The sequence below is a fragment of the Mesorhizobium montanum genome (assembly GCF_033977145.1).
Classification (GTDB): domain Bacteria; phylum Pseudomonadota; class Alphaproteobacteria; order Rhizobiales; family Rhizobiaceae; genus Mesorhizobium; species Mesorhizobium montanum.
In genome coordinates, this window is record NZ_JAVIJF010000006.1 from 214,231 (window position 1) to 240,800 (window position 26,570).

Here is a 26,570-nt window from a genome sequence, read left to right on the forward strand (position 1 = left end):
ACGCTTAAATAAGCCCCATGGATCAAGGCGACGACGACGATGGACGGGCAGCGAACGCGGATTATGCGATCCGCGTCGCGGCAGGCGTCGGCGCATTCACCTGCGAGGAATGGAACGGCTTTGCCGGAACCACGCGTAGCGACAAAGAAAACGGCTACAACCCGCTGGTTTCATTTGCTTTTCTAAGCGCCTTGGAAGACTCTGGCTGCGCTGTCCGACGCACAGGCTGGCAGGGCCATCATCTGAGACTTGAAACCGCGCAAGGCAGGCTTCTTGGCGCCGTGCCCTGTTATCTCAAGTCGCACAGCCAGGGCGAATATGTCTTCGATCATGGCTGGTCCGACGCTTTCGAGCGCGCCGGCGGCCGCTACTATCCCAAGCTGCAATGCTCGGTGCCGTTTTCACCGGTCACCGGCCCTCGCCTGCTGGTCGGCAAAACCGAGGACGCCGGCGCGGTGAGAGCCGGCCTCGCCGCCGGCCTGAAGATGGTCACCGACAAGCTCGGCGTCTCCTCCGCGCATGTCACCTTCGCGAACGAAACCGACGTCGCGACGCTGGAAGCAGCAGGGTTCCTGCATCGCACCGACCAGCAGTTCCATTTCTTCAACGAAGGCTTTTCGAACTACGACGATTTCCTCGCCACGCTTGCGTCGCGCAAGCGCAAGGCCATGAAGAAGGAGCGCCGCGAGGCGCTGGCCGATGGGATCAGCATCGACTGGCTGACCGGCAAGGACATCACCGAACGCGCCTGGGACGATTTCTTTGCTTTCTACATGGATACCGGCGGCCGCAAATGGGGCCGGCCCTATCTCAATCGGCGGCTGTTCTCGCTGATCGGCGAGCGCATGGCCGACGACATCCTGCTCGTCATGGCAAAGCGTAACGGGCGCTACATTGCCGGCGCCATCAATTTCATCGGCTCCGACGCGCTCTATGGGCGCAACTGGGGCTGTATCGAGGACCATCCCTTCCTGCATTTCGAGGTCTGCTACCACCAGGCGATTGACTTCGCCATCGAGCGCGGGCTGAAGGTGGTGGAGGCCGGGGCGCAGGGCGAGCACAAGCTGGCGCGCGGCTACCGGCCGGTGACCATGCATTCGGCGCACTACATCTCGCATCCCGGCTTGCGCAATGCCGTCGCCGACTATCTCAGGCGCGAGCGGCGCGAGGTCGAGCGCATGGGCGAATATCTCGAAGAGCACACGCCCTTCCGCAAGGACCTCGGGGAATAGACCGAGTCTGCCAGGCGCTTGCTCCGTCGTCTTGCCGCTTGGGACCGGCTTCGCTACACCGGACGACAAACCGTAATTCAGGAGCTCCCGCCATGGCTGAAGCCTATGATCCCGGCAACATCTTCGCGAAGATCCTGCGCGGCGAGATCCCTTCGCACCGCGTCTACGAGGACGAGGCGGTCGTCGCCTTCATGGATGTGATGCCGCAAGGCACCGGCCACACGCTGGTGGTGCCCAACGCGCCGTCGCGCAATATCCTCGACGCCGATCCGGCAACGTTCGCTCCGCTGTTTGCGGTAGTGCAGAAAGTGGCGGTAGCGGTGAAAAAGGCGTTCAACGCCGACGGTGTCACCCTCATGCAGTTCAACGAACCGGCCTCCGGGCAGACCGTCTACCACCTGCATGTCCACGTCATCCCGCGCTTCGAGGGCGTGCCGTTGAAGCCGCATAGCGGGCAGATGGAAAAGCCGGAGGTGCTGGCCGAGAATGCCGGCAAGATCCGGGCGGCGCTGGGAAGCTGAACCGGCCCGCCGGATCAACCGGCCAGCAAGCGCGCCAATGTTTGGAAGGCTGTCGGCTCCGGCCCGGCGATAAGCCGCTGCCGGATTGCGGCGGCGCACGCTTCCGGGGTCAGGGCCGACGTATCAACTTCCAAGTCGTAGAGGCCGGGTTTATGCACCTCTTCCTGCCAGAGGCGGACTGGCAGCGGTACGGGACCGTCGTCCGTTCCGGTCACATATGGTGTTTCAGCCCGCCCGCGGCGCGCCTTCGCAGGACCTCGTCGATCGGACAGCCGACGCCGATGAGCAGGACCGGCAGGCCAGCCAGGCGCCGGTTTTGGCATCGATCGCGGTCTTCCTCTGGGGCGCGGGGCGAGCGCCTCGATCCCGCCCGCATGATAGCGCTTCTCCCAGCCCGCCAGGCAACCCGCGTTGCGAATGTTGAACAACGCCGTCTGGCGGTACGACAGACCTTCTCCCCACATCCGCTCGAGCACTGACAGCTTGAACGCCGCGTCGTAATGATCGTATTTGCCCAACAGCCCGGCATCGCCGTGCGCTTGGTACAAGGCAACCCACTTGCGGACTGTCGCCGCGTCAATGCCAGCAGCGGCGCCAGCGCTTGCGTAACTCTCGTCCCCGCTCAAGTAGCGCTCAACAATCGAGCGCTTCTCAATCTCGCTGAATCTGGACATGCAAAACCCCCGAAGGTTGTGTCCAACTTTCGGGGGTCAGTTCATGGCCGGGGCTCTTTTGCATTTCAAACGAGAAGGCCTGTTGCATTTCAAACGAGAAGGCCTGTCAACCCTTGCGCGGCAGTTGCGGCACCAGGCTGCGCTTGTTGCCGTCCTTGCCCTTCGGATCCGGCTTCTGCGCCACGGCCTTCTTGGCGACCGGCTTCTTGGCCACTGTCTTGGCGACCGTCTTTTTCGGCTTCGGCGCGTCTTCCGGTTCTTCCTTCTTCGGCTGCACGGGCGACTCGTCGGCAAGCGATTCGAGCTTCAGGCCGGACTCGCCGGTTTCCTTCTTCTCGACGGTGACGCGCACCGTGCCGCCCTTCTTGAGCTTGCCGAACAGCACCTCGTCGGCCAACGGCTTCTTGATGTGCTCCTGGATGACACGACCGAGCGGACGCGCGCCCATGCGCTCGTCATAACCCTTGTCGGCCAACCAGGCGATCGCGTCCGGCGACAGGTCGAAGGTGACGCCACGCTCGGAAAGCTGGGCCTCGAGCTGCATGACGAACTTCTGCACCACCTGATGGATGACCGGCACCGGCAGCGAGCCGAACGGGATGATCGCGTCGAGGCGGTTGCGGAACTCCGGCGTGAACAGCCGGTTGATCGCCTCGACATCGTCGCCTTCGCGCTTGGTCGAACCGAAGCCGATCGCCGCGCGCTGCGCGTCCGATGCGCCCGCATTGGTGGTCATGATCAGGATCACGTTGCGGAAGTCGATCTGCTTGCCGTTGTGATCCGTCAGCTTGCCGTGGTCCATCACCTGCAACAGGATGTTGAACAGGTCCGGATGCGCCTTTTCGACTTCGTCCAGCAGCAGCACGCAATGCGGATGCTGGTCGACGCCGTCGGTAAGCAAGCCGCCCTGGTCGAAGCCGACATAGCCGGGAGGCGCGCCGATCAGCCGCGAGACGGTGTGGCGTTCCATATATTCCGACATGTCGAAGCGGATCAGCTCGACGCCGAGCGAGGCGGCAAGCTGCTTGGCGACTTCCGTCTTGCCGACGCCGGTCGGACCCGAGAACAGGTAGGAGCCGATCGGCTTTTCCGGTTCGCGCAGGCCGGCGCGCGCCAGCTTGATCGCCGAGGTCAGCGCGGTGATCGCGGTGTCCTGGCCGTAGACGACGCGCTTCAGCTCGATATCGAGCCCCTGCAGCACCTTCTCATCGTCGGCCGAGACCGTCTTCGGCGGGATGCGCGCCATTGTGGCGATCGTCGCCTCGATCTCCCTGATGCCGATCGTCTTCTTGCGCTTGCCCTCCGGCACCAGCATCTGCGAGGCGCCGGTCTCGTCGATCACGTCGATCGCCTTGTCCGGCAGCTTGCGGTCGTTGATGTAGCGCGCCGAGAGCTCGACCGAGGCCTTGATGGCTTCGCTCGTGTAACGGACCTTGTGGAACTCCTCGAAATAGGGCTTCAGGCCCTTCATGATCTCGATGGCGTCCTCGATGGTCGGCTCGTTGACGTCGATCTTCTGGAAGCGCCGCACCAGCGCACGGTCCTTCTCGAAGAACTGGCGGAACTCCTTGTAGGTGGTCGAGCCGATGCAGCGGATGGCGCCGGACGACAGCGCCGGCTTCAGAAGGTTCGACGCATCCATGGCGCCGCCCGACGTCGCACCCGCACCGATCACGGTGTGGATCTCGTCGATGAACAGCACCGCGCCCGGATAGTCCTCGAGTTCCTTGACGACCTGCTTCAGCCGCTCCTCGAAGTCGCCGCGATAGCGGGTGCCGGCCAGCAGCGTGCCCATGTCGAGCGCGAAGATGGTGGCATCCTGCAGCACTTCCGGCACATCGCCCTCGACGATGCGCTTGGCGAGACCTTCGGCGATCGCCGTCTTGCCGACGCCCGGGTCGCCCACATAGAGCGGATTGTTCTTGGAGCGGCGGCACAGCACCTGGATGGTGCGGTTGATCTCGCTGTCGCGGCCGATCAGCGGGTCGATCTTGCCGGCCCGTGCCTTGTTGTTGAGGTTGACGCAGTAGGCGGTCAGCGCGTCCTGCTGCTTCTTCTTGCCGCCCTCTTCCTGCGGCTCGGCGCCGTTCTGGCCGCCCTGCTCGTCGTCGGCGCCGCGCGGCGTGCGCGACTCCGAAGCGCCCGGGCGCTTGGCAATACCATGCGAGATGTAATTGACCGCGTCGTAGCGGGTCATCTGCTGTTCCTGCAGGAAATAGGCGGCGTGGCTCTCGCGCTCGGCAAAGATTGCGACGAGCACGTTGGCGCCGGACACTTCCTCGCGGCCGGACGACTGCACATGGATGACGGCGCGCTGGATGACGCGCTGGAAGCCGGCGGTCGGCTTGGAATCCTCGTCGTAACCGGTGACGAGGTTGTCGAGCTCGGTGTCGATATAGGTGAGAACGGTGTGCTTGAGCTCGTCGAGATCGACATTGCAGGCGCGCATGACCGCGGCGGCCTCCGTATCGTCGATCAGGGCGAGCAGCAGGTGTTCGAGCGTCGCATACTCATGATGCCGCTCGTTGGCGAATGTCAGCGCCTGATGTAGCGCCTTTTCCAGGCCTTGGGAGAAAGCCGGCATGTTACCTCACTTCTTCTCCATCACGCATTGCAGCGGATGCTGATTCTGTCGGGCGAAATCCATGACCTGGGACACTTTGGTCTCGGCCACCTCGAATGTGTAGACACCGCACTCGCCCACTCCATGATTGTGAACATGAAGCATGATGCGTGTGGCGGCCTCGCGGTCCTTCTGGAAAAAACGCTCCAGGACGTGAACGACGAACTCCATCGGGGTGTAGTCGTCGTTCAGAATGAGGACCCGGTAGAGACTGGGCTTCTTGGTCTTGGTTTTGGTGCGCGTGATGACAGCAGTGCCGCGACCGGAATCGTTGCGGTCCCCGTCACTTTGCATTCGCACCACGCCTGCCGTGGCAGTCAAACCGATCGTCACGTAGTCCAGCCTTTTCGAATCCTCATGCGAGTTCAACATGTAGGTTCTCGATGGACGATTTTAAGCCCTTCTGTTTAGCTGACAATATGGCTAGGTGGGCAAACCTCAGCGAATTTCTCAATCGTGAATGCGGTAACGTGCATAGGGTTGCGATTGCGCATGAAAAAACCCGGCCGCATTTCCGCGACCGGGTCCTTTCCGCAGGGTGTCGGATGCGATCTGACGAAATTACTTCGCCTTGGCGACGACCGATTCGAAGGGCTTGTAAGCTTCCTTGGCGAGCTCGGCATAGAGATTGCCGATCTTGCTGGCCTCGGCCACGAAGCTCTCGTAGCTCTGCTTGGCGTAATCAGTCTGGATCTCGACGGCCTTCTCGATCGACTTGGCCGCAAACAGCTTCTCGACGGCGGCGCTGCCGGCCTCGAAGCTCTTCTTGGAGTATTCACCAGCCTCGGTGGCGATTGCCTGAGCGCCCTTGGTGAGCGAGGCGAAGCTCTTCAGCCCGGTGTCGGCAAAGTCCTTGCCGTATTTCGTGAAGTCCTCATAGGTCTGGGTCATTTCATTCTTCCCTTTGGTTGAAACGCCCTTTTGGCCCCGGGCGCCCTTGTGCAATGCACCTCAATATATTGTGCGATGCACAAAAGTCAAGAATCCCTTGGCCCCTAGGGGCTTCAGCGCCGGAGGCTGGTAAAATTCGATTAAAGAGAAGCTCGATTTGCCGAAAAATAGTGAACGCGGCGGTTACCATAAACGGATTGGTAACGCTGCCCGCGATAGCTTGGCCGGAAGCGAGGCAGGCACTCCCTTAGCCGCCTCCGGGGCAACGAGAATTCAGGGTAGTAGCGGTGCGTCAGGCGTTGTCGGGGTTGGTCTCCAAATCTTTCTCGCTCAAGGCAATCATGATCGCCGCGCTCGCGGTGACTGTTGTCGTTGCGGATGTGGCCGCAGCGATGGCTGCAAGGTCCTCGGCCATTGTCGTCGACGCCAAGACCGGCAAGGTGCTCTATTCGGCCGACGCCAATGGCCGGCGCTATCCAGCTTCGCTTACCAAGATGATGACGCTCTACCTCACCTTCGAAGCGCTGGCGAAGGGTAGGATCAGCAAGAACACGCCGGTTCCGTTTTCCGCACGTGCCTCCGCCGAGGCGCCGACCAAGCTTGGCGTGCGGGCCGGCGGCTCGGTTCCGGTCGAGACCGCGATTCTGTCGATCGTGACGAAATCCGCCAACGACTCGGCCACCGCGCTTGGCGAACTGCTCGGCGGCAGCGAAGACAATTTCGCCCGTATGATGACGGCCAAGGCGCGCCAGCTCGGCATGAACGGCACCGTCTTCCGCAACGCCAACGGCCTGCCCGACCCCGGCCAGTTCACCACGGCTCACGACATGGCGATGCTGGGCATCGCTCTCCGCGAGCACTACCCGCAATATTACGGCTATTTCTCGCAGCGCTCGTTCCTCTATGGTCGCCAGCGCATCAACGGCCACAACCGCCTGCTTGGCCGCATCAAGGGCGTCGACGGCATCAAGACAGGCTACACCCGCGCCTCCGGCTACAATCTCGTCTCCTCCGTCGCCGATGGTGACCGTCGCCTGGTCGCGGTGGTGATGGGCGGCGCTTCCGGCCGCGGTCGCGACAACCAGATGGCCGCGCTGATCAACACCTATCTGCCGCGTGCCTCGACGCGCGGCGGCGGCGATCTTATTGCCAAGGGCGGCGACAATCCGATCAAGACGTTGGCCAAGGTCTTTTTACCCAAGCAAGACGCGCCGACACCGGATGCCATGCCGGCGTCGGATGACACTGTCGTTGCCTCAGCCGATGACGTCGAGGACGACACCCAGCAGGTCGCCGACGAGACGAAGCCGGTGATCAAGGTCAGGAAGGTGAAGACGGTTGCCGTGGCCGCCATGGCGGCGGCCCCCAAACCCCAGGAGAACTCGGCCCAGGCCGTTACCGCCTATGCCGAACCCGCGCCCGCCGCGACGGCGATCGATCCGGTCAAAACGGCGTCGGTGCCGTCCGGGTGGGTGGTTCAGGTCGCCTCCTCGCCGACGAAATCGGGAGCCCAGACCCTGCTTGACCAGACTGCCAAGCAGGCGCCGAGGGTCCTGGCTGATGCGTCGGGCTTCACAGTCGCCTTCGACAAGGACGGCACCACCTACTACCGCGCCCGCTTCGGCGGCTTCGGCTCGAAGGACGCCGCCTGGAAAGCCTGCGATGCCCTGAAGCGCAAGAAAATCTCGTGCTACGCCGTCGAGCAATAGGCGGTTGTCGAAATCTCCCGGAAGGTACCCGCGTCGAAGGAGACTAATCGTGATTGGAGAGCAAGACGTCCTTGGCTTCATTGATCCGCGCCGCCAGGACAGACGTGCCGCCGACATCGGCGTTCAGGCGCTGCATCAGGCGGCGGTGCGCCTTGCGGATATCCGCCGCGGCAGCCCCCGCTTCAAGACCAAGGACCTTGTAGGCCTCCTCCTTAGTCATGGCGCCCGCACCTGGCGCAACACCCAGCCCTTCGCCACCGTGCGGCTGCGCGTCCTTGCGCCAGACGGGAAAACGGCCGTCAAGATACGTCTCTAAAAGCTGGCGACTCTCCGGATCGGGGCTGAGCTCGCCATAAAGCTGGCGCAGGTCCGTCAGCCCCATCGCGCCCAGCATTTTGCCTTCAAAACGCCCGGCCAGGACAAGACCCTCGAGCCTGCCGCTATCATGGTCGAGGTCCATTTCGAGCGCGGCGGTGCGCACCGTGGAATGTTTGGATGCGGCGGCGTGTACCGGTGGCCGCCTCGTGCGTATCCAGCCGACCCAGGCCAGCGCCGCAAGTAAAAGCAGTCCGCCGATGAGGCTGCGGCCGAAGATCAGCATGGGCGCGCCGACCAGGCCCAAAAAGGCCGGCCCGAGCGATCTCATGCCGTCGGCCATTCTTGCCGGATCCGCGCGCACAAAGAGCATCGCAGCGCCGAAAAGCACCACAAGCACCGCTGCCAAAGCAAGGATCACGCCCATCGATTAGCGCCGCCATACGGATGACTGAGCATAACAAATAGGATGGGACCAAGGTCCGGCGCTTGCAAGTCCCACATCGCAGGAGCGGAAGGGCCAGCACCGCGGCCGAGACGAGAAGCCGCGCTACAAGAGGCCGAGTTCGGCGAGTTCCAGCCTGAGCCTAGGCGGCATTTCGGCCAGTGCCGTCCTGCCCTTGCCGAGATCGGTGGGAGCGTCGGCAGGTTTGAGATAGCGCCAGCCCTGGAAGGCACGGCGCGGCTGCCAGTCGGTGCGCACGACCTCGGGATCGAGCACCAGATGACAGCGGCCGATGCCTTCGCCGTCGGTGAAGGGCCGGATCTCGGTGATCAGCTGCCGGCACTGGACGCTGCCCTTGATTACCCAATAGAGCGAGCCGCCATCGGTGATCTCGCTGCCGCGCGTCGGCACCATGCGGGTGGTGTGCCAGTGCTCGGCCGGCTCACCGGCGCGACGTCGCTCGTCGAGGCGGAAGGCAATCCACTCCTCGAGGTCCTCGACGCTGTCGCAGCCGACGCACAATTTGATGAGATTGAGCATGGTCGCAATCTAGCGACCGCATGGTGAGGGTTCAACGCCCCGAGGAGTTTTGCACAGGCAAGAGCTGCCAATTCAGGAAGCCTGCGCCGCCGTCTCGATGCCTTTCTCCCTGCAAATTGCAAGGAAAATCTCCAAAGATTTCGCCCCTTCCGCATAGAGCTGCTCGACGTTCTGAGCATAGAAGTCCGCGCCACCGGTAAGTCCCTGAAACTCGCCCCTGAGCATTCCAATCTCCGGATCGAAGGACACGGACGTCTTATGACCGTCGATCTCGATGATGTTCTTCATGGTTTCGCCCCATGGCTCCGGAAGACACGCCGCTTCAGCACTCGACGACGTTGACCGCCAACCCGCCGAGGCTGGTTTCCTTGTACTTCTCGTTCATGTCGAGGCCGGTCTGGCGCATGGTCTCGATCGCGGCGTCGAGCGGCACGAAATGCGTGCCGTCGCCCTTGATGGCTAAAGAGGCGGCGGTCACGGCCTTCACCGCGCCAAGCGCGTTGCGCTCGATGCAGGGCACCTGCACTAGGCCGCCGACAGGATCGCAGGTCATGCCGAGATGATGCTCGAGCGCGATCTCGGCGGCGTTCTCGACCTGCTCGGGCGTGCCGCCCATGACGGCGCAAAGTCCGGCGGCGGCCATTGCCGAGGCGGAACCCACTTCGCCCTGGCAGCCGACCTCGGCGCCTGAGATCGAGGCGTTGGACTTGATGATGCCGCCGACGCCGGCGGCCGTCAGCAGGAAGTCGCGGATGCTTGGCTGGTCCGCCTCGGGATGGAAATGCAGCCAGTAGCGCAGCACCGCCGGCAAAGTGCCGGCCGCGCCATTGGTCGGCGCCGTCACGACGCGACCGCCGGCGGCATTCTCCTCGTTGACCGCCATGGCGTAGATCGACAGCCAGTCATTGGCGAGCAAGGGGTTGGGCCGGTTCTGCTGCCACTGTTCCTGCAGCTTGTCGTGCAGTTGCCGCGCGCGGCGGCGCACCTTCAGCCCGCCCGGCATGATCCCGTCCTGCGACAGGCCGCGGTCGATACAGCCTTTCATCGCGCCCCAGATCGCGTCCAGGCCCGCATCGAGCTCCTCGCGCGACATGTGCTTCTCCTCGTTGGCGCGCTTCATCTCGGCGATGGAAAGCCCGCTCTTGGCCGCCATCGCCAGCATCTCGACGGCATTCTTGAACGGATACGGCACTTTCTTGCCCTCGCTCGTCGCCGATCCCTTGGCCTTCATGCGCTGCAGCTCTTCCTCGGAAACGACGAAGCCGCCGCCGATCGAATAATAGATGCGCTTGAGCAGCAGCCTGTCGGATGCGTCATAGGCATAAAAGGCCATGCCATTGGCATGACCGGTCAGCGGCGTCTTGCGGTCGAGCACAAGGTCCTTGGCGGGATCGAAGCGGTATGTCGGATGCCCGGGCGGCGAAATGCGCTTCTCCGCGCCGATTCTGGCGACGATGCCGTCAGCCTCGTCCGGATCGACCGTCTGCGGCGTCTGACCGGCCAGTCCAAGGACCACGGCGCGGTCGGAACCATGGCCGATGCCGGTGTAAGCGAGCGATCCATGCAGGCTGGCGCCGATGCGTTCGATCTTGACGCCGACCGGTCGCGGCCAGTCGCCCGCCAGGACCTCGTCGAGGAAACGGCGCGCGGCCGTCATCGGCCCCATCGTGTGCGAGCTCGACGGACCGATGCCGATCTTGAACAGGTCGAAAACCGAAAGGAACACGGGGCTGTCGTCTCCTGGGGCCTACCGAAACCCTACATATAGGAATTGAATTGATGTTTGTGCTGTTTTGCGCGTCGCGGCTCGGCATCCGCCGACCTTGTTTGCTCCGCCAGCGACATCGCCATGCTGCCGCACCGCTTGTGATACAAGCACTATATGGGCGATTCACTCCACCTTTCCGTGGCCGATCTGGCGGCGCTGGCTTTCTTCCTGATCGTCTGGGTGGCGCACACGCTCGCCTCGGACGGCAAGCTGGTCCGTCGCGTCTCGCTGACAACCGCGATGAACGCCCAGCGCGAGGCCTGGATGCGCAACATGGCCGAACGCGAAATCCGCATCGTGGACACCGCCATCATGGGCGGCCTGCAGCAAGGCACCGCCTTCTTTGCGTCCTCTTCCCTGATCGCGCTCGGCGGCTGCTTTGCCCTGCTCGGCGCCTCCGACCGCGTGCTTCAGGTTCTGGCCGACCTGCCGTTCGGTGAGGCTTCGTCGCGCGAAGCCTTCCAGACCAAGGTGTTCGGCCTGGTGGTGATCCTGGCCTTCGCCTTCTTCAAATTCGGCTGGGCCTACCGGCTGTTCAACTATTGCTCGATCCTGATCGGCGCGGTGCCGACCCCGCATGGCCCGGCCTCACGCAATCCGGTCAGCGAAACGGCGGTGTGGCGGGCGACGCGCATGAATGTGCTCGCCGGCAAGCACTTCAACTCCGGCCTGCGCGCCGTCTTCTTCTCGATCGGCTATCTCGGCTGGTTCGTCGATCCGATCGTCTTTGTGGTATCGACGCTGGTGCTTCTGGCGGTGCTGGTGCGCCGCCAGTTCTTCTCCGCGGCGCGGCAAGCCGTGCTCGGTCAGTCGTCCGGCCCAGGAAAGAACTGATCGATCTTGCCGGACAGCCTGTAGGCGAAGAGTCCGATCCACTCGCGGACCGCAATCGTGGTCGCCTGCACCGAATCGACGGGGTTGTCGCGGTAGAAGCCGACGCCTTCCCTGCCCGAGGTGCGATAATCGACCGGCCAGGGAATGGTCGGAAATCCCGCCTTGTCGAACAACGCCTTGGCGCGCGGCATGTGGAAAGCTGAAGTGACCAGCAGCCAGGTCTCGCCCGGCTTCGGTTCGACAAGCTTTCGCGAGAAGACGGCGTTCTCGTAAGTGTTGCGGGATTTGTCCTCGAGGATCATGCGATCGGCCGAAACGCCGAGCGCGCCAAGCAGGCGCGGTGCGGTGTCGGCATCGCCTTCCCCGTCGAGGAACAGCGAGCCTCTCCCCCCTGAGACGACTACTTTCGCTTGCGGGAAGCGCCTCGCCAGAATCGCCGTTTCCACCATGCGATCGCCGCTGCTGTTCAACTCATAGCCGCCGCGCGCGAGATTGATGGCGCCCTCGAGGCCGCCGCCAAGCACGACGATGCCATCCACCTTTTCGGGCAATGGCGGCTTGGGAAAGCGTTCTTCCAAGGGGTTCAGCATCATCGCGCCAAGCGACGTCCAGGCCGATAGAATCAGGATCGTGAAGCCGAGCACGCTGCCGGTCGCGGCCAGCCGCCGGCGCCCGAACAGCGTCGCCAGCAGGCCGGCAAGCAGCAGGAAAATGGCCAGGTCGATTGGCTGGATGAAGAACCAGAAGATTTTGGAGAGGTCGTAGAACACGCTGATACCTATCGGACACGCGAATGATTGCTGGCGGTAAATCGCCTCACGGCTTCCGCCACTGCTTCAGCCTCGGGACGGCTGAGTTCCCGGCCAAATGAGATCGAACCCGTTGCGCTGGCCAGGCGGATAACTTGCTTCAGGCCCGCCTCGTCGGTTGGATAAGGATGGCCCAGGATTTCGACCGAGAGCGGCGCATTGAAGGTCACGGAAGCGCGGTTGGGAAGCGGGCTGCCCCTGGTTTCGCGCTGCACGGCATCTCTCGTGAAGCGCAGCTCCTCCCCGCCAGAGGCTAGCCACATCAGTTCCTTGCCGAGGAAATACGCAAATAGCCCGACAACGGCCATGAATGAAACAAGACCAATCAGGCCCATGGCGATCGTTTCCGGCGATCTGTCGAAAAAGCCCCAATGCGCGGTGACGGCGACAATCCCGATCGAAAGCGGAAGGAAGCCGACCCTGATGGCCGAACGCCGTGGCGGATTGCCGATGATCAGTTCGCCTCCCCTCTCGACTATGGATATGCGAGACAGGGACGACATTTTACCACCACTTCTCCGGCTGGAACCTGCCCGCTGCCTGTTCGATGACATGCGCGGTCTGGAACAGCGTTTCCTCGTCGAACGGACGGCCGATGAGCTGCAGGCCGAGCGGCAGCCCCTTGCCGTCGAGGCCGGCCGGCACGGAAATCCCTGGAAGGCCGGCCATGTTGACCGTCACGGTGAAGATGTCGTTGAGGTACATTTTCACCGGATCGGAAGCCATGTCCTCGTCGGCGATGCCGAAGGCCGCTGACGGGGTCGCTGGCGTCAGGATGACGTCGACGCCGGTGGCAAAGACGTTCTCGAAGTCGCGCTTGATCAGCGTGCGCACCTTCTGCGCCTGCAGGTAATAGGCGTCGTAATAGCCGGCCGACAGAACATAAGTGCCGATCATGATTCGGCGCTTGACCTCGCGGCCGAAACCGGCGGCGCGCGTCTTCTCATACAGGTCGGTGATGTCCTTGCCGGGCACGCGCAGGCCGTAGCGCACGCCGTCATAGCGGGCGAGGTTCGACGAAGCCTCGGCAGGCGCCACGATATAGTACGCCGGCAAAGCGTATTTGGTGTGCGGCAGCGAGATATCGACGATCTCGGCACCGGCCTCCTTCAACCAGGCGATACCCTGCTGCCAGAGCGCCTCGATGTCTTCCGGCATGCCGTCGACGCGGTACTCCTTCGGAATGCCGACCTTCATGCCCTTGATCGGCTTGCCGATCGCCGCTTCATAGTCCGGCACCGGACGGTCGACCGAGGTCGTGTCCTTCGGGTCGACGGAAGCCATCGACTTCAACAGGATCGCGGCGTCGCGCACGTCGCGCGCGATCGGCCCGGCCTGGTCGAGCGAGGAAGCGAAGGCGACGATGCCCCAGCGCGAGCAGCGCCCGTAAGTCGGCTTGATGCCGACCGTGCCGGTCAAGGCGGCGGGCTGGCGGATCGAGCCGCCAGTATCGGTTGCGGTGGCGCCGGCGCAGAGGAATGCGGCCACGGACGACGCCGAGCCGCCGGACGAGCCGCCCGGCACAAGCTGGGCATTGTCCAGGGTCCGAGCAGTCTTCGTGCCGCCGGCGGAGACAAAGCCGCCATCGCCCTGATGCGTCGTCGGCATGACGACCGTATCGACACGCGAGCGGCGCCACGGGTTGATGACCGGGCCGTAATAGGAGGTCTCGTTCGACGAGCCCATGGCGAACTCGTCCATGTTGAGCTTGCCGAGCATCACGGCGCCGTCGGCCCACAGATTGGTGGTCACGGTCGATTCATAGCGCGGCTTGAAGCTGTCCAGAACGTGGCTGCAGGCCTGGGTATGGATGCCTTCGGTGGCGAACAGGTCCTTGATGCCGAGCGGAATGCCTTCCAGCGCACCGCCCTCACCCTTGGCGAGCTTGACGTCGCAAGCCTTGGCCATGTCGCGCGCCTTGTCGGCGGTGACAGCCACATAGGCATTGAGCACCGGATTGGCGCGCTCGATCGCCGCGAGATAGGCCTCGGTGATCTCGGCCGCGGAGATCTCCTTGCCGCGCAGCTTGGCGCGGGCCTCGGAAATGGTCAGATGTGTGAGATCGCTCATCAGGCAAGGCTCTTTTCGTAAAACACCGACCACTCCGAATCGGGATAATCCAGCACCGGTCCGCAACGCGAGAATCCGGCGCGCTCATAGACGGTCCAGGCGGCGGGGTGCCGATCGCCGGTTTCAAGGACCAGCCGCGTCAGCCCTTCCTGGCGGGCCAGCGCCTCAACCCGTCCGACGATCTCGGCGCCGATCTTGCGGCCGCGATGCGACGGTCGCGTGAACATACGCTTGACCTCGCCGACCGCATCGTCATGGCGCTTGAGCGCGCCGCAGCCGACGGCCAGGCCGTTGTCGCGGGCGATGAACACGGTCGTATCCTCGCCGGCCATCTGCTCGACGGTGAGATGATAACAATGCTCGGGCGGCGTCAGTTCGAGCAGCGCGGCGTTGAGTTCGGCGACCAGCGCGCGCACGTCGTCCTGCAAGGGCGTCTCGACAGCGATCTCGACAGCCACGACCTACTCCACCACCTTCGGAACGAGGAAGAAGTTCTCTTCCGTTGCCGGCGCGTTGGCGACGATATCGGCGGCCCTGTTGCCGTCGGCGACGGCATCCTGGCGCTTCTTCATCTCCATCGGCGTGACCGAGGTCATCGGCTCGACGCCCGTGACATCGACCTCGTTCAGTTGCTCGACGAAGCCAAGGATGGCGTTCAATTCGCCGGTCATGCGCTCGGCGTCTTCCTCGCTCACCGCGATACGGGCAAGGTGCGCGACGCGCTTCACGGTCTGAAGATCAACGGACATGTTCTATCGCCTCGGGAAAACCAGTGCGGGCTATAGCGGCGCGGCGCTTGCCGCGCAACATGGATGATGCCGGTCAAGCCACGGCGCCGTCGCGCGTCCTTGGCCGGCGCAGCGGCACCGGCAATTCGAACAGCCGCTGCTTTGCCGGGCACATGCCGCATGCGGCCTCATCTTCCAGGGCGGCGAAAGCTGTAAGTTCGGCATCGGAGCAGTTCGGCTCGAGCGGCTTATAAGCCAGATACGGGTCCCATTTTTCGGAAAGGCGATACCGCGCCTTCTGCATCGGCAGATAGGCAAGCGGCGCACATTTCCAGATTTGCCCATCGAGGATCTGCTTGCAGTGGCGCGCCGGACAGATTTCCCAGCTTCTGCGCGCATCGCGATCTTCGAAAGGCAGCATCGCGTCGCCGAAACCCTCGTAGCGGCGGGTCCAGTTCTTGCTGGCGGGCCGGATGTTGGCGACGAGCCCGTGATCGCGCCGCCACTTTTCGAGCAAGGCAAAGACCGGCTTCAGCCGCTCCTGATATTCGTCGGAATCATGGTGGACCGAAATGATCAGCCGGGCGTCAGGGTCCGCCGCAAGCACCGCCGGAAGCGACGGGTGACGGTGCAGGAAGAAACCGTTGCTGACGATCTCTATCTGGGTCTTCGGCCAATGCCGCCGCACCAGGGCGACGAAACCGGGCAAATGCGGATGGATGGTCGGCTCACCGCCGAGCAGCGAAAAGCGGTTGACGGCAACCCTGCCGCTCCACAGGGCCATCCAGCGGTCCGCCTCTTCAACCGAGACCGTGCCGGCATGCCCATGATTGGAATAATGCGAACAGCTTTCGCAGGCCAGGTTGCAGCCATGTGCGACATGCAGCTCCAGCTTCCGGAAGATCGGGCGCTCGCGCGGCAGGAACGGACTGATCAGCGCCCGGAGTGCCATCTCACGGTAGCGCCATGAAATCGTCCGCCGCAGGGGCGGGCGTCGCCGCCACCAGCATCGAAACGCAAAGAGTCAGCCTCAAGGCCATGGTTCTGTTCCAGATTCCTGACGAACGGCTTAAATCGTGATCGCCTTGCCGATCTCCGGCAGCGCCACCTTGACGCCCGAACCTTCCATGCCGGCGACGAACTTGTCGGCGGTTTGGTCGATCATCGAGAAGGTGCCGAAATGGCAAGGAACGACGGTATCGAAGCCGAAAAAGCGGCGGCAGGCAAGGGCCGCAACCGCCCCGCCCATCGTGAAGCGGTCGCCGATCGGCACGATGCCGATCTTCGGCTCATGCAGTTCGTTGATCAGCGCCATGTCGGAGAAGATATCGGTGTCGCCCATGTGGTAGAGCGTCTTGTCTTCGGGGAAATGCAGGACCAGCCCGCCCGGATTGCCGAGATAGGTGTTGGTGCCGCCTTCACCGCCGAAAGAGGACGAGTGCAGCGCCTGGACGAAGGTCGTGGTGAACGGCCCGCAATCGACGGTGCCGCCGATATTGCCCGGATTGATCTTGTCGCCACTGACACCCTGGCCGACGAGATACATGCATATCTCGAAATTGGCGACCAGCATGGCGCCGCTTTTCTTCAGCACTTCGACCGCCCCGCTGACATGGTCGTTGTGACCGTGGGTCAGGAGGACGTGTGTCGCGCCTTCCGCCGGTCCTTCCCAGCCGCCGCTCCACGACGGATTGCCGACCAGATAGGGGTCGATGAGGATGCTGGCGTCCTTGGTCTCGACGCGGAATGCCGAATGTCCGTACCAGGTCAGTTTCATCAATGCTTCCTCGATTTTTCCATTGCCGGAGGATAGAACGCCCGCCACAAATTGAAAGTAGCGCGGCGCTCCCCACCGTCAAAAGGATGTGTGACGCCCGGATGTCAAAGGAAGCCGATGGCCGTTATTTCGATCGAGGAGTTGCCGCAGCGGCTTGCCGCCGGCCGCGCGCTCGCCGGGCTCGATCTCGGCGATAAGACGATCGGCGTGGCCGTGTCGGACCGCGGACTCTCCTTCGCCCATCCACGCCCGGTCATTCTGCGCAAGAAGTTCTCGCTCGATGCCGCCCAGCTGCTCGCTCAGCTCGAGAAGGACAATGTCGGCGCCATCGTGCTCGGCCTTCCCGTCAACATGGACGGCTCGGAGGGGCCGCGTGCCCAGAAATCCCGCGCTTTCGCCCGCAACATGGCGACGCTATCCGACCTGCCCATTGTGCTTTGGGACGAGCGGCTGTCGACGGTGGCAGTGGAACGCACGCTGATCGAGATGGATTTTTCGCGCAAGAAGCGTGCCGGCAAGATCGATTCGGCCGCTGCCGCCTTTATTCTGCAGGGAGCGTTGGACCGGCTCCAGTTGCTCGGCTAGGGCGATCTTCGCCGATCGTGCTTTGCCGACGCTGCCTGATCCACTCGGCGATGTTGCGCCGGCGGCGGAAGGCCCATAGGCCCATGAGCAGGAAAAAGTCGAAAATGCAGGTCCGCGCCACCATGCCCGGGATAATAGCCGGATCGATGCCGAGCATCTGGCCGTAGAGCTCAAAGACGAAATCGTGCAACTGGCGGGTCAGCATCACATAGCCGAAATTCATGTCGTTGAGCGACAGGAAGAACCATCCCCAGAAGATCGCCATCGGAGCAACCCAAAGTGCGAACAGCGTGCGCATCAGCGGCCGCCTCCAGGCGTGTTTTCCGGACGGCCGGATATGCGGGAAAGAAGCGAACTGTGCGCGGCGCCCATCGCCATGCGCGAGGCGGTGCGAACATCGCCTTCGGGCAAACTCATTGCCGCAAAGGTGGAGCGGCGTTCGGCCGTCACCGCGACATAGGAGGCAAGCAGCGCCGTCATCTGGATGGCGACGATCATGAACAGGCCGTCGATGCCTTGCACCACGCCGCCGACGAGGATCAGCGAAAGCAGGAACGATGCGCAGATGAAGGCAATCCGCGCCACGCTCTCGCCCGCGTCCGGCCTTGCCGCCGCGTTCAGCAGCGTTTCGACGAAGGCCCAGCAGAACAGAACCGCGACGGTCAAGAGCGCGATCGAAAGCGGCGCGACCACGGCAACATTTTCAAGCTGCGGAACCCGGAGGCTCTGGATTGAGAGGCCAAGCACGCCAAGCGCGGCGGCTATGCCGCGACTGCCGTCCATGCAGATATAGGCAAGCAGGGCGAAAACCACCGCCCAATGCAAGGCCAGAACTGAGCTCAACACGTGCCGCATGCGCTTCCCGCTTGGCGGAGCCCGGAAGGTCATGGTTAACCTTTCCCTACTCCAGCAGGCTGAGATTGGGCTTTGCAAGAGCCCGCTGCAACGGAAACCATTCGTTAAGGTTAACGGCTGTCCACAGGGCGGCAATCCGGTCTTTGGGAGGCTGGGTCAGGTCACCGGCGGATAGAGCGTGTCGATGATCATGCGCGCATCGTGGCGCGAATCGAGCATGCCGTAGGTGGTGCGCCATTGGCCGCCGAGCCGTGTCTCGACGAAGGCGTCGGCGATCCGCCCCGCCCCCAGCCGGCGAAGTTCCGCCGCGGCGGCCGAAAGCGCGAGCTGTTCGGTGAGCAGGCGCGCCGAGCCCTGGTCGGTCGCCGCCACCTGCATGGCTGCCTTGAGCACGCCGATGGTACCGCGCCCGCCGGCGCCGAGATCGCGGTCGATGCCGGCGAGCACCTCCTCGAACAGGCCGGGCGCGCGGCCAAGCACGCGCAGCACGTCGAGCGCCATGACATTGCCCGAGCCCTCCCAGATCGCATTGACGGGTGCCTCGCGGTAGTAGCGGGCGAGCGGCGCCTCTTCGACATAGCCGTTACCGCCAAGGCACTCCATCGCCTCGTAGAGCAGCTGCGGCGCGATCTTGCACACCCAGTATTTCACGACGGGCGTCATAGCGCGGGCAAAGGCCGCCTCACCGCGATCGCTTGCCGCCTCGTCGAAAGAGCGTGCCAGCCGGAACGACAATGCCGTGGCCGCGGCGACGTCGAGCGCCATATCGGCCAGAACCCGCTGCATCAGCGGCTGGTCGATCAGGTTTGAGCCGAACACCTGGCGATGGCGCGTATGGTGGACGGCCTCGGCCAGCCCCGCCCGCATCAGCGCCGATGAAGCGATCGCGCAATCGAGCCTAGTCAGCGTCACCATGTCCATGATCGTTTTGACGCCGGCGCCCGGGTCGCCGACCATCTCGCCGATCGCGTTGACGAACTCCACCTCCGACGAGGCATTTGAGCGGTTGCCGAGCTTGTCCTTCAGCCGCTGGAAGCGGAAGCCATTGCCGGAACCGTCGCCCAGGATGCGCGGGACGAGGAAGCAGGACAATCCCTCAGGCGCCTGACCGAGCACCAGGAAGGCATCCGACATCGGCGCCGACATGAACCATTTGTGGCCGGTCAACCGGTAGAAGCCGCTTCCCGTACGCTCGGCCTTGGTAGAATTGGCGCGCACATCGGTGCCGCCCTGCTTCTCGGTCATGCCCATGCCGAGCGTCAGGCCGGTCTTTTGCACCGGCGGCTTCTGCGTCTGGTCGTATTTGCGCGTCGTCACGCGCGGCGCCCATTCGCGGAAGAGTTTCGGGCTTGCCATCAGCGCCGCCAGCGAGGCATTGGTCATGGTGATGGGGCACAGATGCCCGGTCTCCAGCTCGGCGGTCAGGTAGAAGCGCGCCGCCCGCACCTGATGGCGGCGGCCGATCTCGGCATCGCCGTTTTCCCAAACCGAAGAATGCAGGCCGCCGGCAACCGAGCGGCGCATCAAGGCGTGATAGGCCGGGTGATATTCGACCAGGTCGAGGCGCCGGCCCTGGCGGTCATGCGTCCGCAATTTCGGCGTGTCTGTGTTGGCGAGGCGGGCGAGCTCCTGCGCCTCCGGCGTCACGACGAACTTGCCAAGCCCGTCGAGATCCTTGCGCACGGGATCGGAAAAGCGCTCGGCGAGCTGGATGAGCAACGGATCGCCCCGCCATGCATTGCCGCCCGTCAACGGCGGCGGCTGGTTGATCACCTCGTCGGTCACGCCCAATCCTTCAACTGGCAGAGACGTCAATTTATTTTCAAGGCCGCGGGTCGCGAATCCGAAGCCACTCGGCCTTATAGCCCAAGCCATATAAGGCGCGCGACGAAAATACCGGGGAGAACGCCCGCAATCCAAAGCTGGCGCTTGCGGCTGGCCGGACCGCACCCTATAGCAGCGCCTTGAGATGACCGACGCTTCGTCCCTGCCGCTCTTTCCCCACCGCCATCTTCTGGGCATCCGCGATCTTTCCCCCGCCGATATCGAGCTCTTGCTCGATCGTGCCGACCGGGCTGTGGCGATCTCGCGCCAGTCCGAAAAGAAGACGTCGACGCTGCGTGGCCGCACCCAGATCAACCTGTTCTATGAGGCTTCGACCCGCACGCAGTCGTCCTTCGAGCTGGCCGGGAAAAGGCTTGGCGCCGACGTCATGAACATGTCGGTGGCAAGCTCCTCGGTGAAGAAGGGCGAGACGCTGATCGACACGGCGATGACCCTCAACGCCATGCGCCCGGATATCCTGATCATCCGCCACCAGTCGGCGGGTGCGGCCGCCCTTCTGGCGCAGAAGGTCGGCTGCTCCGTCGTCAATGCCGGCGACGGGGCGCATGAACATCCGACGCAGGCGCTGCTCGATGCGCTGACCATCCGCCGCGCCAAGGGGCCGCTGTCGAAACTGATCGTGGCGATCTGCGGCGACATCCTGCACTCGCGCGTCGCCCGCTCCAACATCATGCTCTTGAACGCGCTTGGCGCGCAGGTGCGCGTCGTCGCGCCCTCGACGCTGCTGCCGTCCGGCATCGACAGAATGGGCGTGATCGTCGCGCGCTCGATGGCCGAGGGGCTGAAAGATGCCGACGTGGTGATGATGCTGCGCCTGCAGCGCGAGCGCATGGAAGGCGCCTTCGTGCCATCGATCCGCGAATATTTCCGCTATTTCGGCCTCGATGCCGAAAAGCTGAAGGCCGCGAAAGCGGACGCGCTGGTCATGCATCCGGGGCCTATGAACAGGGGCGTCGAAATCGCCTCCGAGATCGCCGACGGGCCGCAAAGCGTCATCCAGGAACAGGTCGAGATGGGGGTCGCCGTACGCATGGCCGTCATGGAAGCGCTGCTCGACCCTCGTCGCAACCACGACGGCCGCAACCACGAGGGTCGCGGCGCATGAGCGTGACCGTCTTCAGCAAGGCGCACATCGTCGACCCGTCGCGCGGCGTGGACGAGATCGGCAGCGTCATCGTCGATGGCCGCAAGATCGCCGCGGCCGGAAAAGCTGCACTGAACCAAGGCGCGCCCGAAGGCGCCACCGTGATCGACTGCGACGGCAAGACAATCATGCCGGGCCTCGTCGACGCGCGCGCCTTCATCGGCGAACCCGGCGGCGAGCATCGCGAGACCATCGCCTCGGCGAGCGTCGCGGCGGCCGCTGGCGGCATCACGTCCATCATCATGATGCCCGACACCGATCCGGTGATCGACAATGTGGCGCTGGTCGAATTCGTGCTGCGAACCGCCAGGGACACGGCAAGCGTCAACATCTTCCCTGCCGCCGCGATCACCAAGGGCCTCGAAGGCCGTGAGATGACCGAATTCGGCCTGCTGCGCGAGGCCGGCGCCGTCGCCTATACCGACGGCCGCCACACGATCGCCAACGCGCTGGTAATGCGCCGCGCGCTGACCTACGCGCGCGATTTCGGCGGCGTCATCGCGCATGAAACTCAGGATGCCGATCTCGCGTCATCCGGCGTGATGAACGAAGGCCTCTACGCAAGCTGGCTCGGCCTGTCGGGCATTCCGCGCGAGGCGGAGCTCATCCCGCTAGAACGCGACCTGGCATTGGCCCGGCTGACCGGCGGTGCATATCACGCCGCAAAAATCTCGTCCGCGATGGCGGCCGGCGCGTTGAACCGGGCAAAGACGGACGGTGCCAATGTCACCGCCGGCGTCGCCATCCACAATTTGTCGCTCAACGAGAACGATGTCGGCGAATACCGCACCTTCTTCCGGCTGACCCCGCCCTTGCGCGCCGAGGACGACCGGCTGGCGATGATCGAAGCGATCAAGGACGGCACGATAGACATCATCGTCTCCTCGCACGACCCGCAGGACGTCGACACCAAGCGCCTGCCCTTCGCCGATGCCGCCGCCGGCGCGATCGGCTTGGAGACGCTGCTTGGCGTGGCGCTCCGGCTCTACCACAATGGCGACGTGCCGCTGCTGAGGCTGGTCGAGACGCTGTCCACGGCGCCGGCGAGACTGTTCGGCCTGCCTGGCGGCACGCTGAAGCCGGGCGCTCCGGCCGACCTCGTGCTGGTCGATCTCGACGAGCCATGGATCGTCAGCGAAAGCGGGCTGCGCTCGCGCTCGAAGAACACCTGTTTCGAAGGCGCGCGGCTGCAGGGCAAGGTCTTGCAAACGATGGTGGCCGGCCGCACCGTGTTTTCGGCCTGAGCGTGGGCCGGCCAACGCGCCCTTGCGCCAATCGAGTTCGCAACGGTTCAAGCTGCGGGACGGTACCCCGGGAACTCCCGCTATGAACCCGCATCGTCCTTCCTGGCTGTGGACGATGTGGTATCGCCTGCGTCCGTCGCCGGACTTCGTCGTGCCGCCGAAATTCAATCGCAACTCCCACAAGATCAGCTCCCTGATGCCGTCGGAGGATAGCGGCGCCTGGCTGCTGGAGAGGATGCGGCGGCAGATCGGTCTAAAGATGCTCGCATCCAGCCGGGTCCTGGACTTCGGCTGCGGCGTGCGGTTTACGCAGGCCATCCTCAACAAGAAGATACCGATCGGCTCCTACACGGGCGTCGACTGCTTCTCGCCGATGATCGACTTCCTGCGCTCCAGGGTGCGGGATCGCCGGTTCTCTTTTGTCTTTCTGGACGCCCGTCACGCGCTTTATAACCCCAACGGGCGCTCCCTCTCGCGTGAGACGCAGCTCCCATTGCCCTTGCAAGCCTTTGACATCGTGTCGCTGTTTTCTGTGATCACGCACCAATATCCGGATGACACGGCGTCGATCTTCACCATCCTGCGCCGCCACACGACGACCAGGGGCCGCCTTTTCTTCACCTTCCTCCTGGACGACGGCATCGCGGAATTCGAGGACAGAAGCCCGGAGCGGAACGGCGGCATGTGCTTTTACAATCCCGATTTTCTTGCCCGTCTGGTTGAAGGCTGCGGCTGGCGGATTGTCGAGAGAATGCCCGCCGACCCGCCCCTGATCGCCCATTCGTTCCTCTGCGCTCCGGCCTGATTGGCGAGACCGAAGCTCCGAGGGTGAGATTTGCGCACCGGAATGGGCTTGCTTGGCGAAGCGCCGCGACTCTATCACTATGATGCGTTGGCGCCACGCGAGTTGATCGGGGCGCCGTTCGCCTCGCGCGATGTCGGCGGCGCGGTGACGGGGCAAGGTCTTGCAAACGATGATTGCAGGCCACACAGTATTTGAGCCGAGCAATTCCGGGCGTCAGCGGCCACGCTGCCGTCCAGCAAAACAAGAAACGTGGGGAAGACAATGGCTTACGGGCTGGCACTGATCTTCGGCTATCTGCTCGGCTCCATTCCGTTTGGGCTCCTGATCACCCGCGCGGCCGGCCTTGGCGATGTCCGCAACATCGGCTCCGGCAATATCGGCGCGACGAATGTGCTGAGGACGGGCAACAAGAGCCTTGCCGCCGCGACGCTGCTGCTCGATGCGCTGAAAGGCACTGCCGCCGCCCTGGTCGCCGGGCATTTTTCGCCGGACTTCGGGTTGTTGGCAGGTTTTGGCGCTTTCCTTGGCCACCTCTTCCCCGTCTGGCTTGGCTTCAAGGGCGGCAAGGGCGTCGCAACCTATCTCGGCGTGCTGCTTGGCCTTGCCTGGCAGGGCATGCTCGTCTTTGCCGTCGTCTGGCTCGCGATGGCCTTCCTGTTCCGCTATTCCTCGCTGGCGGCACTAGCGGCGGCAGTGGTCGTGCCGATCGCGCTCTATTTCATAGGCACGCTTGAGATCGCCGGCCTGTTCGCGGTGATGAGCCTGATCGTCATCGTCAAGCATCGCGCCAACATCTCTCGGCTGCTCGCCGGCACCGAAGGCAAGATCGGGGCGAAGGGATGAGTGCGCCGGCCGCCGGCCCGCGGCTCAGCGACCGGCAACGGCTTGCCTGGCTTCGCCTGATCCGCGCGCCGAATGTCGGCCCGGCTTCCTTTCGCGGGTTGATCAACCGCTTCGGCTCGGCTGAAGCCGCGCTCGAAATGCTGCCGGAGCTGATGATTTCCGGCGGCGCCAATCGCATCGTCCGCGTCCCCTCCGTCGCCGAAGCCGAAGCCGAGTTGGACGCCGCCCGGCGTGCCGGCGCCCGCTTCGTCGGCATTGGCGAAGCCGATTATCCGCCCTTGCTGAAGACCCTCGACAACCCGCCGCCGCTGCTCGCCGTGAAAGGCGAAGGCGCGGTCTTCCGTTTGCCGGCGGTGGCGATTGTCGGCGCCCGCAACGCTTCCCTTGCCGGCATCAAGATGGCGCGCATGCTGGCGGCCGACCTTGGCCGCGACGGCTACGCCATTGTCTCCGGACTGGCGCGCGGGATCGACACGGCAGCGCACAAGGGCAGCGTTTCGAGCGGTACGGTCGGCGTGCTGGCCGGCGGGCTCGATGTCCCCTACCCGCCCGAGAATGCCGGCCTGTGCGACGAGATCGCCGACCGTGGCGGCGCCATCGTTTCGGAGATGCCGTTCGGCTGGCAGCCACGCGCCCAGGATTTTCCGCGCCGAAACCGTCTGGTCGCCGGCATGGCGCTTGGCCTGGTGGTGGTCGAGGCGGCACAGCGCTCCGGCTCGCTGATCAGCGCGCGCCTCGCCAACGAAATGGGTCGCCTGGTCTTCGCCGTGCCGGGCTCGCCGCTCGATCCGCGCGCCGCCGGCTGCAACGCGCTGCTCAAGGACGGCGTCACGCTCGTCACCGAAGCCGCCGATGTGCTCGGGGCGCTGGCGCCGCTTGCCGGCACCCGCCCCCCGAGAACCGCGCCGTTTGCCGAGGCGCCCGACATGTCGGCCATGCCGCCGCCCGGCGAAAACGAGCGCGCCGATGTGCTGGAAGCGCTCGGGCCCACGCCCATTGCCGTTGACGAAATCATCCGCCACACCGGCATGAGCGCCGCGCAGATCGCCATGGTGCTTCTGGAGCTTGACCTTGCCGGACGGTTGGAACGCCATGCCGGCGGGAATGTCTCGCTGGTCACGTGACCTGCTGGATCGGCCCCAGGTTCAGATTTCACTAACGAAACAGATATTTGGACATTTCCGGATTGCCGCGGCGCCACATGACGTTGTCGAGGAAGTAGTGGTGCACGTTGATGAAGATCAGCACGATGAAGAAGAACAGCGACGAACCGAGGACCTGCCTGTCGTACGGGATCAGGGCGGTCAGCACGAACGGGATCAGCCAGAAGCCGAGATAGCCAAGGGCGGCGCCGCCGATGATGAATCCCAGCACCCGTAGCCTGTAACGCGGCCCAAAAGCCGATAGTATTTTCGGCTCCGGATCCCGCGCCGCATCCGAGACGTCACGCTCGACATTGGTTTGATAGCGCCAGACCACGGCAAGATATTGCAGCGAGTGGAGCGCCGGCACCACGAGCAGCCAGAGCGGATTTATCCTGGCAATCAGGATCCAGAGATAGAGAGAGGCGACATAGGCCACGATGCCATTGTAAGGCAGGCCGCCGCCGTTTCTGCGCCAGCGGTTGACCAGCATCGAAAGCGTGGCCGCCGTCGATCCGACGGCCGCCAGCACGGCAATGTCGGTGATCCAGCGCGGCGCCGCGAAAGTGTAGTATTGAAGGCCGTAATACTGCCCCTGTGTCACCGCCGTATTCGTCTGCAGCCAGGCCAGGATCCACACCGCATAGCTGTTGACCAGCAGCACCTTCTTGTCCCGGTTGTCGAAGAACTTGCGCTTCAGCACGGCGTCGACCATCAGCATTCCGTAGCCCTGCTTGACGTAGTGCCAGCCGACGAAGAAGAACATGGCATTGGCCGCAAATCCGAGCAGCCGCGTGTTCGACGTCGCCGCGCCATAGACAAAGAACAGGGTCATGATCACCGGAACGATAACGCCGGCGAAAATGTAGCGAAGCTGCAGGCTCCTGTCGTACCCGTCGCCACGGGCCTTGCGGCCGAAATTGCGGTAGAAAATCTGGTAGGAGTGGGCGAAGTGCGGATAGTTCACCAGGTAGGCCACAACGACCATCGTCGCGGCTAGGGGGCCTTCATAATCGCGCGGCACGAGAAACAAGATCGGCAGGATCAGGAAGGCGCTGCCGCCGAGCATCAGGAAGTCGGCGACCGGACCGAAGAGATACCTACCGGGCGGCGTCGCCGCCTTGCGGGCCTGAGCGTCTACCGAAAGGTCAAGTGCCATCCTGGAGCCTCC

At 63.8% G+C, this 26,570-nt stretch carries 29 protein-coding genes; 10 read left to right on the forward strand and 19 right to left on the reverse strand.

The genetic code is table 11. From position 1 onward, the window contains the following. Nucleotides 1–17: 17 nt before the first annotated feature. A complete protein-coding gene (locus RFM68_RS10410; RefSeq protein WP_320232646.1) occupies nucleotides 18–1,232 on the forward strand; it encodes a GNAT family N-acetyltransferase in 1,215 nt (404 codons plus the stop codon). 92 nt (nucleotides 1,233–1,324) lie between these two features. After that, a complete protein-coding gene (locus tag RFM68_RS10415; RefSeq protein ID WP_320232647.1) occupies nucleotides 1,325–1,753 on the forward strand; it encodes an HIT family protein in 429 nt (142 codons plus the stop codon). 14 nt (nucleotides 1,754–1,767) lie between these two features. On the opposite strand, the gene RFM68_RS10420 is transcribed toward RFM68_RS10415, so the two are convergent. From RFM68_RS10420 to RFM68_RS10435, 4 genes are all read right to left on the reverse strand, one after another. Then, the gene (locus RFM68_RS10420; protein WP_320232648.1) at nucleotides 1,768–2,427 is read right to left on the reverse strand and encodes a helix-turn-helix domain-containing protein; all 660 of its coding nucleotides are present in this window, start codon (nucleotides 2,425–2,427) and stop codon (nucleotides 1,768–1,770) included. A gap of 106 nt (nucleotides 2,428–2,533) precedes the next feature. Continuing rightward, entirely contained in the window at nucleotides 2,534–5,011 is a 2,478-nt protein-coding gene (gene clpA / locus RFM68_RS10425) for an ATP-dependent Clp protease ATP-binding subunit ClpA (protein WP_320232649.1), read from the reverse strand. 6 nt (nucleotides 5,012–5,017) lie between these two features. Beyond that, complete coding sequence (gene clpS, locus RFM68_RS10430) at nucleotides 5,018–5,344, reverse strand: ATP-dependent Clp protease adapter ClpS (RefSeq protein WP_296742438.1); 327 nt, start codon at nucleotides 5,342–5,344, stop codon at nucleotides 5,018–5,020. A gap of 267 nt (nucleotides 5,345–5,611) precedes the next feature. Then, nucleotides 5,612–5,941: a phasin family protein gene (locus RFM68_RS10435; protein WP_320232650.1), complete on the reverse strand. Its 330-nt coding sequence runs from the start codon at nucleotides 5,939–5,941 to the stop codon at nucleotides 5,612–5,614. 287 nt (nucleotides 5,942–6,228) lie between these two features. Between RFM68_RS10435 and RFM68_RS10440 the strand changes: the two genes are divergently transcribed. Next, the gene (locus tag RFM68_RS10440; protein WP_320232651.1) at nucleotides 6,229–7,650 is read left to right on the forward strand and encodes an SPOR domain-containing protein; all 1,422 of its coding nucleotides are present in this window, start codon (nucleotides 6,229–6,231) and stop codon (nucleotides 7,648–7,650) included. Between the two features lie 43 nt (nucleotides 7,651–7,693). Here RFM68_RS10440 and RFM68_RS10445 read toward each other — a convergent pair whose 3' ends face one another. The 4 genes from RFM68_RS10445 to RFM68_RS10460 all read right to left on the reverse strand — a co-directional run bounded on the left by RFM68_RS10445 (nucleotide 7,694) and on the right by RFM68_RS10460 (nucleotide 10,676). After that, nucleotides 7,694–8,392, reverse strand: coding sequence for a J domain-containing protein (locus RFM68_RS10445; protein ID WP_320232652.1), 699 nt, complete (start codon nucleotides 8,390–8,392; stop codon nucleotides 7,694–7,696). A gap of 123 nt (nucleotides 8,393–8,515) precedes the next feature. Beyond that, the gene (locus tag RFM68_RS10450) at nucleotides 8,516–8,950 is read right to left on the reverse strand and encodes a DUF1489 family protein (protein ID WP_320232653.1); all 435 of its coding nucleotides are present in this window, start codon (nucleotides 8,948–8,950) and stop codon (nucleotides 8,516–8,518) included. 72 nt (nucleotides 8,951–9,022) lie between these two features. Further along, nucleotides 9,023–9,238, reverse strand: coding sequence for a type II toxin-antitoxin system HicB family antitoxin (locus RFM68_RS10455; RefSeq protein ID WP_320232654.1), 216 nt, complete (start codon nucleotides 9,236–9,238; stop codon nucleotides 9,023–9,025). Between the two features lie 34 nt (nucleotides 9,239–9,272). After that, on the reverse strand, nucleotides 9,273–10,676 hold the full coding sequence (locus RFM68_RS10460; RefSeq protein ID WP_320232655.1) for an L-serine ammonia-lyase: 1,404 nt from the start codon (nucleotides 10,674–10,676) through the stop codon (nucleotides 9,273–9,275). Nucleotides 10,677–10,832: 156 nt separating this feature from the next. Here RFM68_RS10460 and RFM68_RS10465 point away from each other — a divergent pair, with 156 nt between their 5' ends. Then, the gene (locus RFM68_RS10465; RefSeq protein WP_320232656.1) at nucleotides 10,833–11,552 is read left to right on the forward strand and encodes a DUF599 domain-containing protein; all 720 of its coding nucleotides are present in this window, start codon (nucleotides 10,833–10,835) and stop codon (nucleotides 11,550–11,552) included. On the opposite strand, the gene RFM68_RS10470 is transcribed toward RFM68_RS10465, so the two are convergent. From RFM68_RS10470 to RFM68_RS10500, 7 genes are all read right to left on the reverse strand, one after another. Then, nucleotides 11,525–12,322 (reverse strand): YdcF family protein, encoded by a 798-nt coding sequence (locus RFM68_RS10470; protein WP_320232657.1) that lies wholly within the window; start codon nucleotides 12,320–12,322, stop codon nucleotides 11,525–11,527. The genes RFM68_RS10465 and RFM68_RS10470 overlap by 28 nt on opposite strands. A gap of 8 nt (nucleotides 12,323–12,330) precedes the next feature. Further along, on the reverse strand, nucleotides 12,331–12,915 hold the full coding sequence (locus tag RFM68_RS10475; RefSeq protein ID WP_320232658.1) for a hypothetical protein: 585 nt from the start codon (nucleotides 12,913–12,915) through the stop codon (nucleotides 12,331–12,333). Next, complete coding sequence (locus RFM68_RS10480) at nucleotides 12,866–14,431, reverse strand: amidase (protein ID WP_320232659.1); 1,566 nt, start codon at nucleotides 14,429–14,431, stop codon at nucleotides 12,866–12,868. The genes RFM68_RS10475 and RFM68_RS10480 overlap by 50 nt, the downstream gene beginning before the upstream one ends. Then, a complete protein-coding gene (locus tag RFM68_RS10485; protein ID WP_320232660.1) occupies nucleotides 14,431–14,889 on the reverse strand; it encodes a GNAT family N-acetyltransferase in 459 nt (152 codons plus the stop codon). The genes RFM68_RS10480 and RFM68_RS10485 overlap by 1 nt, the downstream gene beginning before the upstream one ends. 3 nt (nucleotides 14,890–14,892) lie before the next feature. Further along, entirely contained in the window at nucleotides 14,893–15,180 is a 288-nt protein-coding gene (gene gatC / locus RFM68_RS10490; RefSeq protein ID WP_320232662.1) for an Asp-tRNA(Asn)/Glu-tRNA(Gln) amidotransferase subunit GatC, read from the reverse strand. A gap of 73 nt (nucleotides 15,181–15,253) precedes the next feature. Next, entirely contained in the window at nucleotides 15,254–16,111 is an 858-nt protein-coding gene (locus RFM68_RS10495) for a radical SAM protein (RefSeq protein WP_320232664.1), read from the reverse strand. Nucleotides 16,112–16,228: 117 nt separating this feature from the next. Beyond that, on the reverse strand, nucleotides 16,229–16,936 hold the full coding sequence (locus tag RFM68_RS10500) for a metal-dependent hydrolase (RefSeq protein WP_320232666.1): 708 nt from the start codon (nucleotides 16,934–16,936) through the stop codon (nucleotides 16,229–16,231). 117 nt (nucleotides 16,937–17,053) lie between these two features. Between RFM68_RS10500 and ruvX the strand changes: the two genes are divergently transcribed. After that, the gene (ruvX, locus tag RFM68_RS10505) at nucleotides 17,054–17,521 is read left to right on the forward strand and encodes a Holliday junction resolvase RuvX (protein ID WP_320232667.1); all 468 of its coding nucleotides are present in this window, start codon (nucleotides 17,054–17,056) and stop codon (nucleotides 17,519–17,521) included. Here the strand turns inward: ruvX and RFM68_RS10510 are convergent. The 3 genes from RFM68_RS10510 to RFM68_RS10520 all read right to left on the reverse strand — a co-directional run bounded on the left by RFM68_RS10510 (nucleotide 17,478) and on the right by RFM68_RS10520 (nucleotide 20,161). Beyond that, entirely contained in the window at nucleotides 17,478–17,819 is a 342-nt protein-coding gene (locus RFM68_RS10510) for a DUF6105 family protein (protein ID WP_320232669.1), read from the reverse strand. The genes ruvX and RFM68_RS10510 overlap by 44 nt on opposite strands. Continuing rightward, on the reverse strand, nucleotides 17,819–18,376 hold the full coding sequence (locus RFM68_RS10515; RefSeq protein ID WP_320232816.1) for a hypothetical protein: 558 nt from the start codon (nucleotides 18,374–18,376) through the stop codon (nucleotides 17,819–17,821). The genes RFM68_RS10510 and RFM68_RS10515 overlap by 1 nt, the downstream gene beginning before the upstream one ends. Nucleotides 18,377–18,532: 156 nt before the next feature. Further along, complete coding sequence (locus tag RFM68_RS10520) at nucleotides 18,533–20,161, reverse strand: DNA alkylation response protein (RefSeq protein ID WP_320232671.1); 1,629 nt, start codon at nucleotides 20,159–20,161, stop codon at nucleotides 18,533–18,535. A gap of 184 nt (nucleotides 20,162–20,345) precedes the next feature. Here RFM68_RS10520 and RFM68_RS10525 point away from each other — a divergent pair, with 184 nt between their 5' ends. The 5 genes from RFM68_RS10525 to dprA all read left to right on the forward strand — a co-directional run bounded on the left by RFM68_RS10525 (nucleotide 20,346) and on the right by dprA (nucleotide 25,381). Beyond that, nucleotides 20,346–21,326 carry an aspartate carbamoyltransferase catalytic subunit gene (locus tag RFM68_RS10525; RefSeq protein WP_320232673.1) on the forward strand — a complete coding sequence of 327 codons (981 nt, stop codon included), beginning with the start codon at nucleotides 20,346–20,348 and terminating at the stop codon, nucleotides 21,324–21,326. Next, nucleotides 21,323–22,609 (forward strand): dihydroorotase, encoded by a 1,287-nt coding sequence (locus tag RFM68_RS10530; protein WP_320232675.1) that lies wholly within the window; start codon nucleotides 21,323–21,325, stop codon nucleotides 22,607–22,609. Before RFM68_RS10525 ends, RFM68_RS10530 begins: the two co-directional genes overlap by 4 nt. An 82-nt stretch (nucleotides 22,610–22,691) precedes the next feature. Then, entirely contained in the window at nucleotides 22,692–23,414 is a 723-nt protein-coding gene (locus RFM68_RS10535; protein WP_320232676.1) for a class I SAM-dependent methyltransferase, read from the forward strand. Between the two features lie 261 nt (nucleotides 23,415–23,675). Beyond that, the gene (gene plsY / locus RFM68_RS10540) at nucleotides 23,676–24,257 is read left to right on the forward strand and encodes a glycerol-3-phosphate 1-O-acyltransferase PlsY (RefSeq protein WP_320232678.1); all 582 of its coding nucleotides are present in this window, start codon (nucleotides 23,676–23,678) and stop codon (nucleotides 24,255–24,257) included. Continuing rightward, entirely contained in the window at nucleotides 24,254–25,381 is a 1,128-nt protein-coding gene (gene dprA, locus RFM68_RS10545; protein ID WP_320232680.1) for a DNA-processing protein DprA, read from the forward strand. The genes plsY and dprA overlap by 4 nt, the downstream gene beginning before the upstream one ends. Nucleotides 25,382–25,412: 31 nt before the next feature. Here the strand turns inward: dprA and RFM68_RS10550 are convergent, their stop codons facing one another. Further along, nucleotides 25,413–26,558, reverse strand: a complete 1,146-nt coding sequence (locus RFM68_RS10550; protein WP_320232682.1) for a hypothetical protein — start codon at nucleotides 26,556–26,558, stop codon at nucleotides 25,413–25,415. Nucleotides 26,559–26,570 lie beyond the last annotated feature (12 nt).

Bases quoted from the DNA above. Each gene is read 5' to 3' on its own strand.
- plsY (WP_320232678.1), top strand. From the start codon at position 23,676: ATGGCTTACGGGCTGGCACTGATCTTCGGCTATCTGCTCGGCTCCATT.
- RFM68_RS10475 (WP_320232658.1), bottom strand. From the start codon at position 12,915: ATGTCATCGAACAGGCAGCGGGCAGGTTCCAGCCGGAGAAGTGGTGGT.
- RFM68_RS10530 (WP_320232675.1), top strand. From the start codon at position 21,323: ATGAGCGTGACCGTCTTCAGCAAGGCGCACATCGTCGACCCGTCGCGC.
- RFM68_RS10500 (WP_320232666.1), bottom strand. From the start codon at position 16,936: ATGAAACTGACCTGGTACGGACATTCGGCATTCCGCGTCGAGACCAAG.
- RFM68_RS10550 (WP_320232682.1), bottom strand. From the start codon at position 26,558: ATGGCACTTGACCTTTCGGTAGACGCTCAGGCCCGCAAGGCGGCGACG.
- RFM68_RS10525 (WP_320232673.1), top strand. From the start codon at position 20,346: ATGACCGACGCTTCGTCCCTGCCGCTCTTTCCCCACCGCCATCTTCTG.
- RFM68_RS10455 (WP_320232654.1), bottom strand. From the start codon at position 9,238: ATGAAGAACATCATCGAGATCGACGGTCATAAGACGTCCGTGTCCTTC.
- RFM68_RS10445 (WP_320232652.1), bottom strand. From the start codon at position 8,392: ATGGGCGTGATCCTTGCTTTGGCAGCGGTGCTTGTGGTGCTTTTCGGC.
- dprA (WP_320232680.1), top strand. From the start codon at position 24,254: ATGAGTGCGCCGGCCGCCGGCCCGCGGCTCAGCGACCGGCAACGGCTT.
- RFM68_RS10480 (WP_320232659.1), bottom strand. From the start codon at position 14,431: ATGAGCGATCTCACACATCTGACCATTTCCGAGGCCCGCGCCAAGCTG.
- ruvX (WP_320232667.1), top strand. From the start codon at position 17,054: ATGGCCGTTATTTCGATCGAGGAGTTGCCGCAGCGGCTTGCCGCCGGC.
- RFM68_RS10510 (WP_320232669.1), bottom strand. From the start codon at position 17,819: ATGCGCACGCTGTTCGCACTTTGGGTTGCTCCGATGGCGATCTTCTGG.
- RFM68_RS10410 (WP_320232646.1), top strand. From the start codon at position 18: ATGGATCAAGGCGACGACGACGATGGACGGGCAGCGAACGCGGATTAT.
- clpA (WP_320232649.1), bottom strand. From the start codon at position 5,011: ATGCCGGCTTTCTCCCAAGGCCTGGAAAAGGCGCTACATCAGGCGCTG.
- clpS (WP_296742438.1), bottom strand. From the start codon at position 5,344: ATGCAAAGTGACGGGGACCGCAACGATTCCGGTCGCGGCACTGCTGTC.
- RFM68_RS10435 (WP_320232650.1), bottom strand. From the start codon at position 5,941: ATGACCCAGACCTATGAGGACTTCACGAAATACGGCAAGGACTTTGCC.
- RFM68_RS10420 (WP_320232648.1), bottom strand. From the start codon at position 2,427: ATGTCCAGATTCAGCGAGATTGAGAAGCGCTCGATTGTTGAGCGCTAC.
- RFM68_RS10465 (WP_320232656.1), top strand. From the start codon at position 10,833: ATGGGCGATTCACTCCACCTTTCCGTGGCCGATCTGGCGGCGCTGGCT.
- RFM68_RS10495 (WP_320232664.1), bottom strand. From the start codon at position 16,111: ATGGCACTCCGGGCGCTGATCAGTCCGTTCCTGCCGCGCGAGCGCCCG.
- RFM68_RS10450 (WP_320232653.1), bottom strand. From the start codon at position 8,950: ATGCTCAATCTCATCAAATTGTGCGTCGGCTGCGACAGCGTCGAGGAC.
- gatC (WP_320232662.1), bottom strand. From the start codon at position 15,180: ATGTCCGTTGATCTTCAGACCGTGAAGCGCGTCGCGCACCTTGCCCGT.
- RFM68_RS10515 (WP_320232816.1), bottom strand. From the start codon at position 18,376: ATGCGGCACGTGTTGAGCTCAGTTCTGGCCTTGCATTGGGCGGTGGTT.
- RFM68_RS10415 (WP_320232647.1), top strand. From the start codon at position 1,325: ATGGCTGAAGCCTATGATCCCGGCAACATCTTCGCGAAGATCCTGCGC.
- RFM68_RS10535 (WP_320232676.1), top strand. From the start codon at position 22,692: ATGAACCCGCATCGTCCTTCCTGGCTGTGGACGATGTGGTATCGCCTG.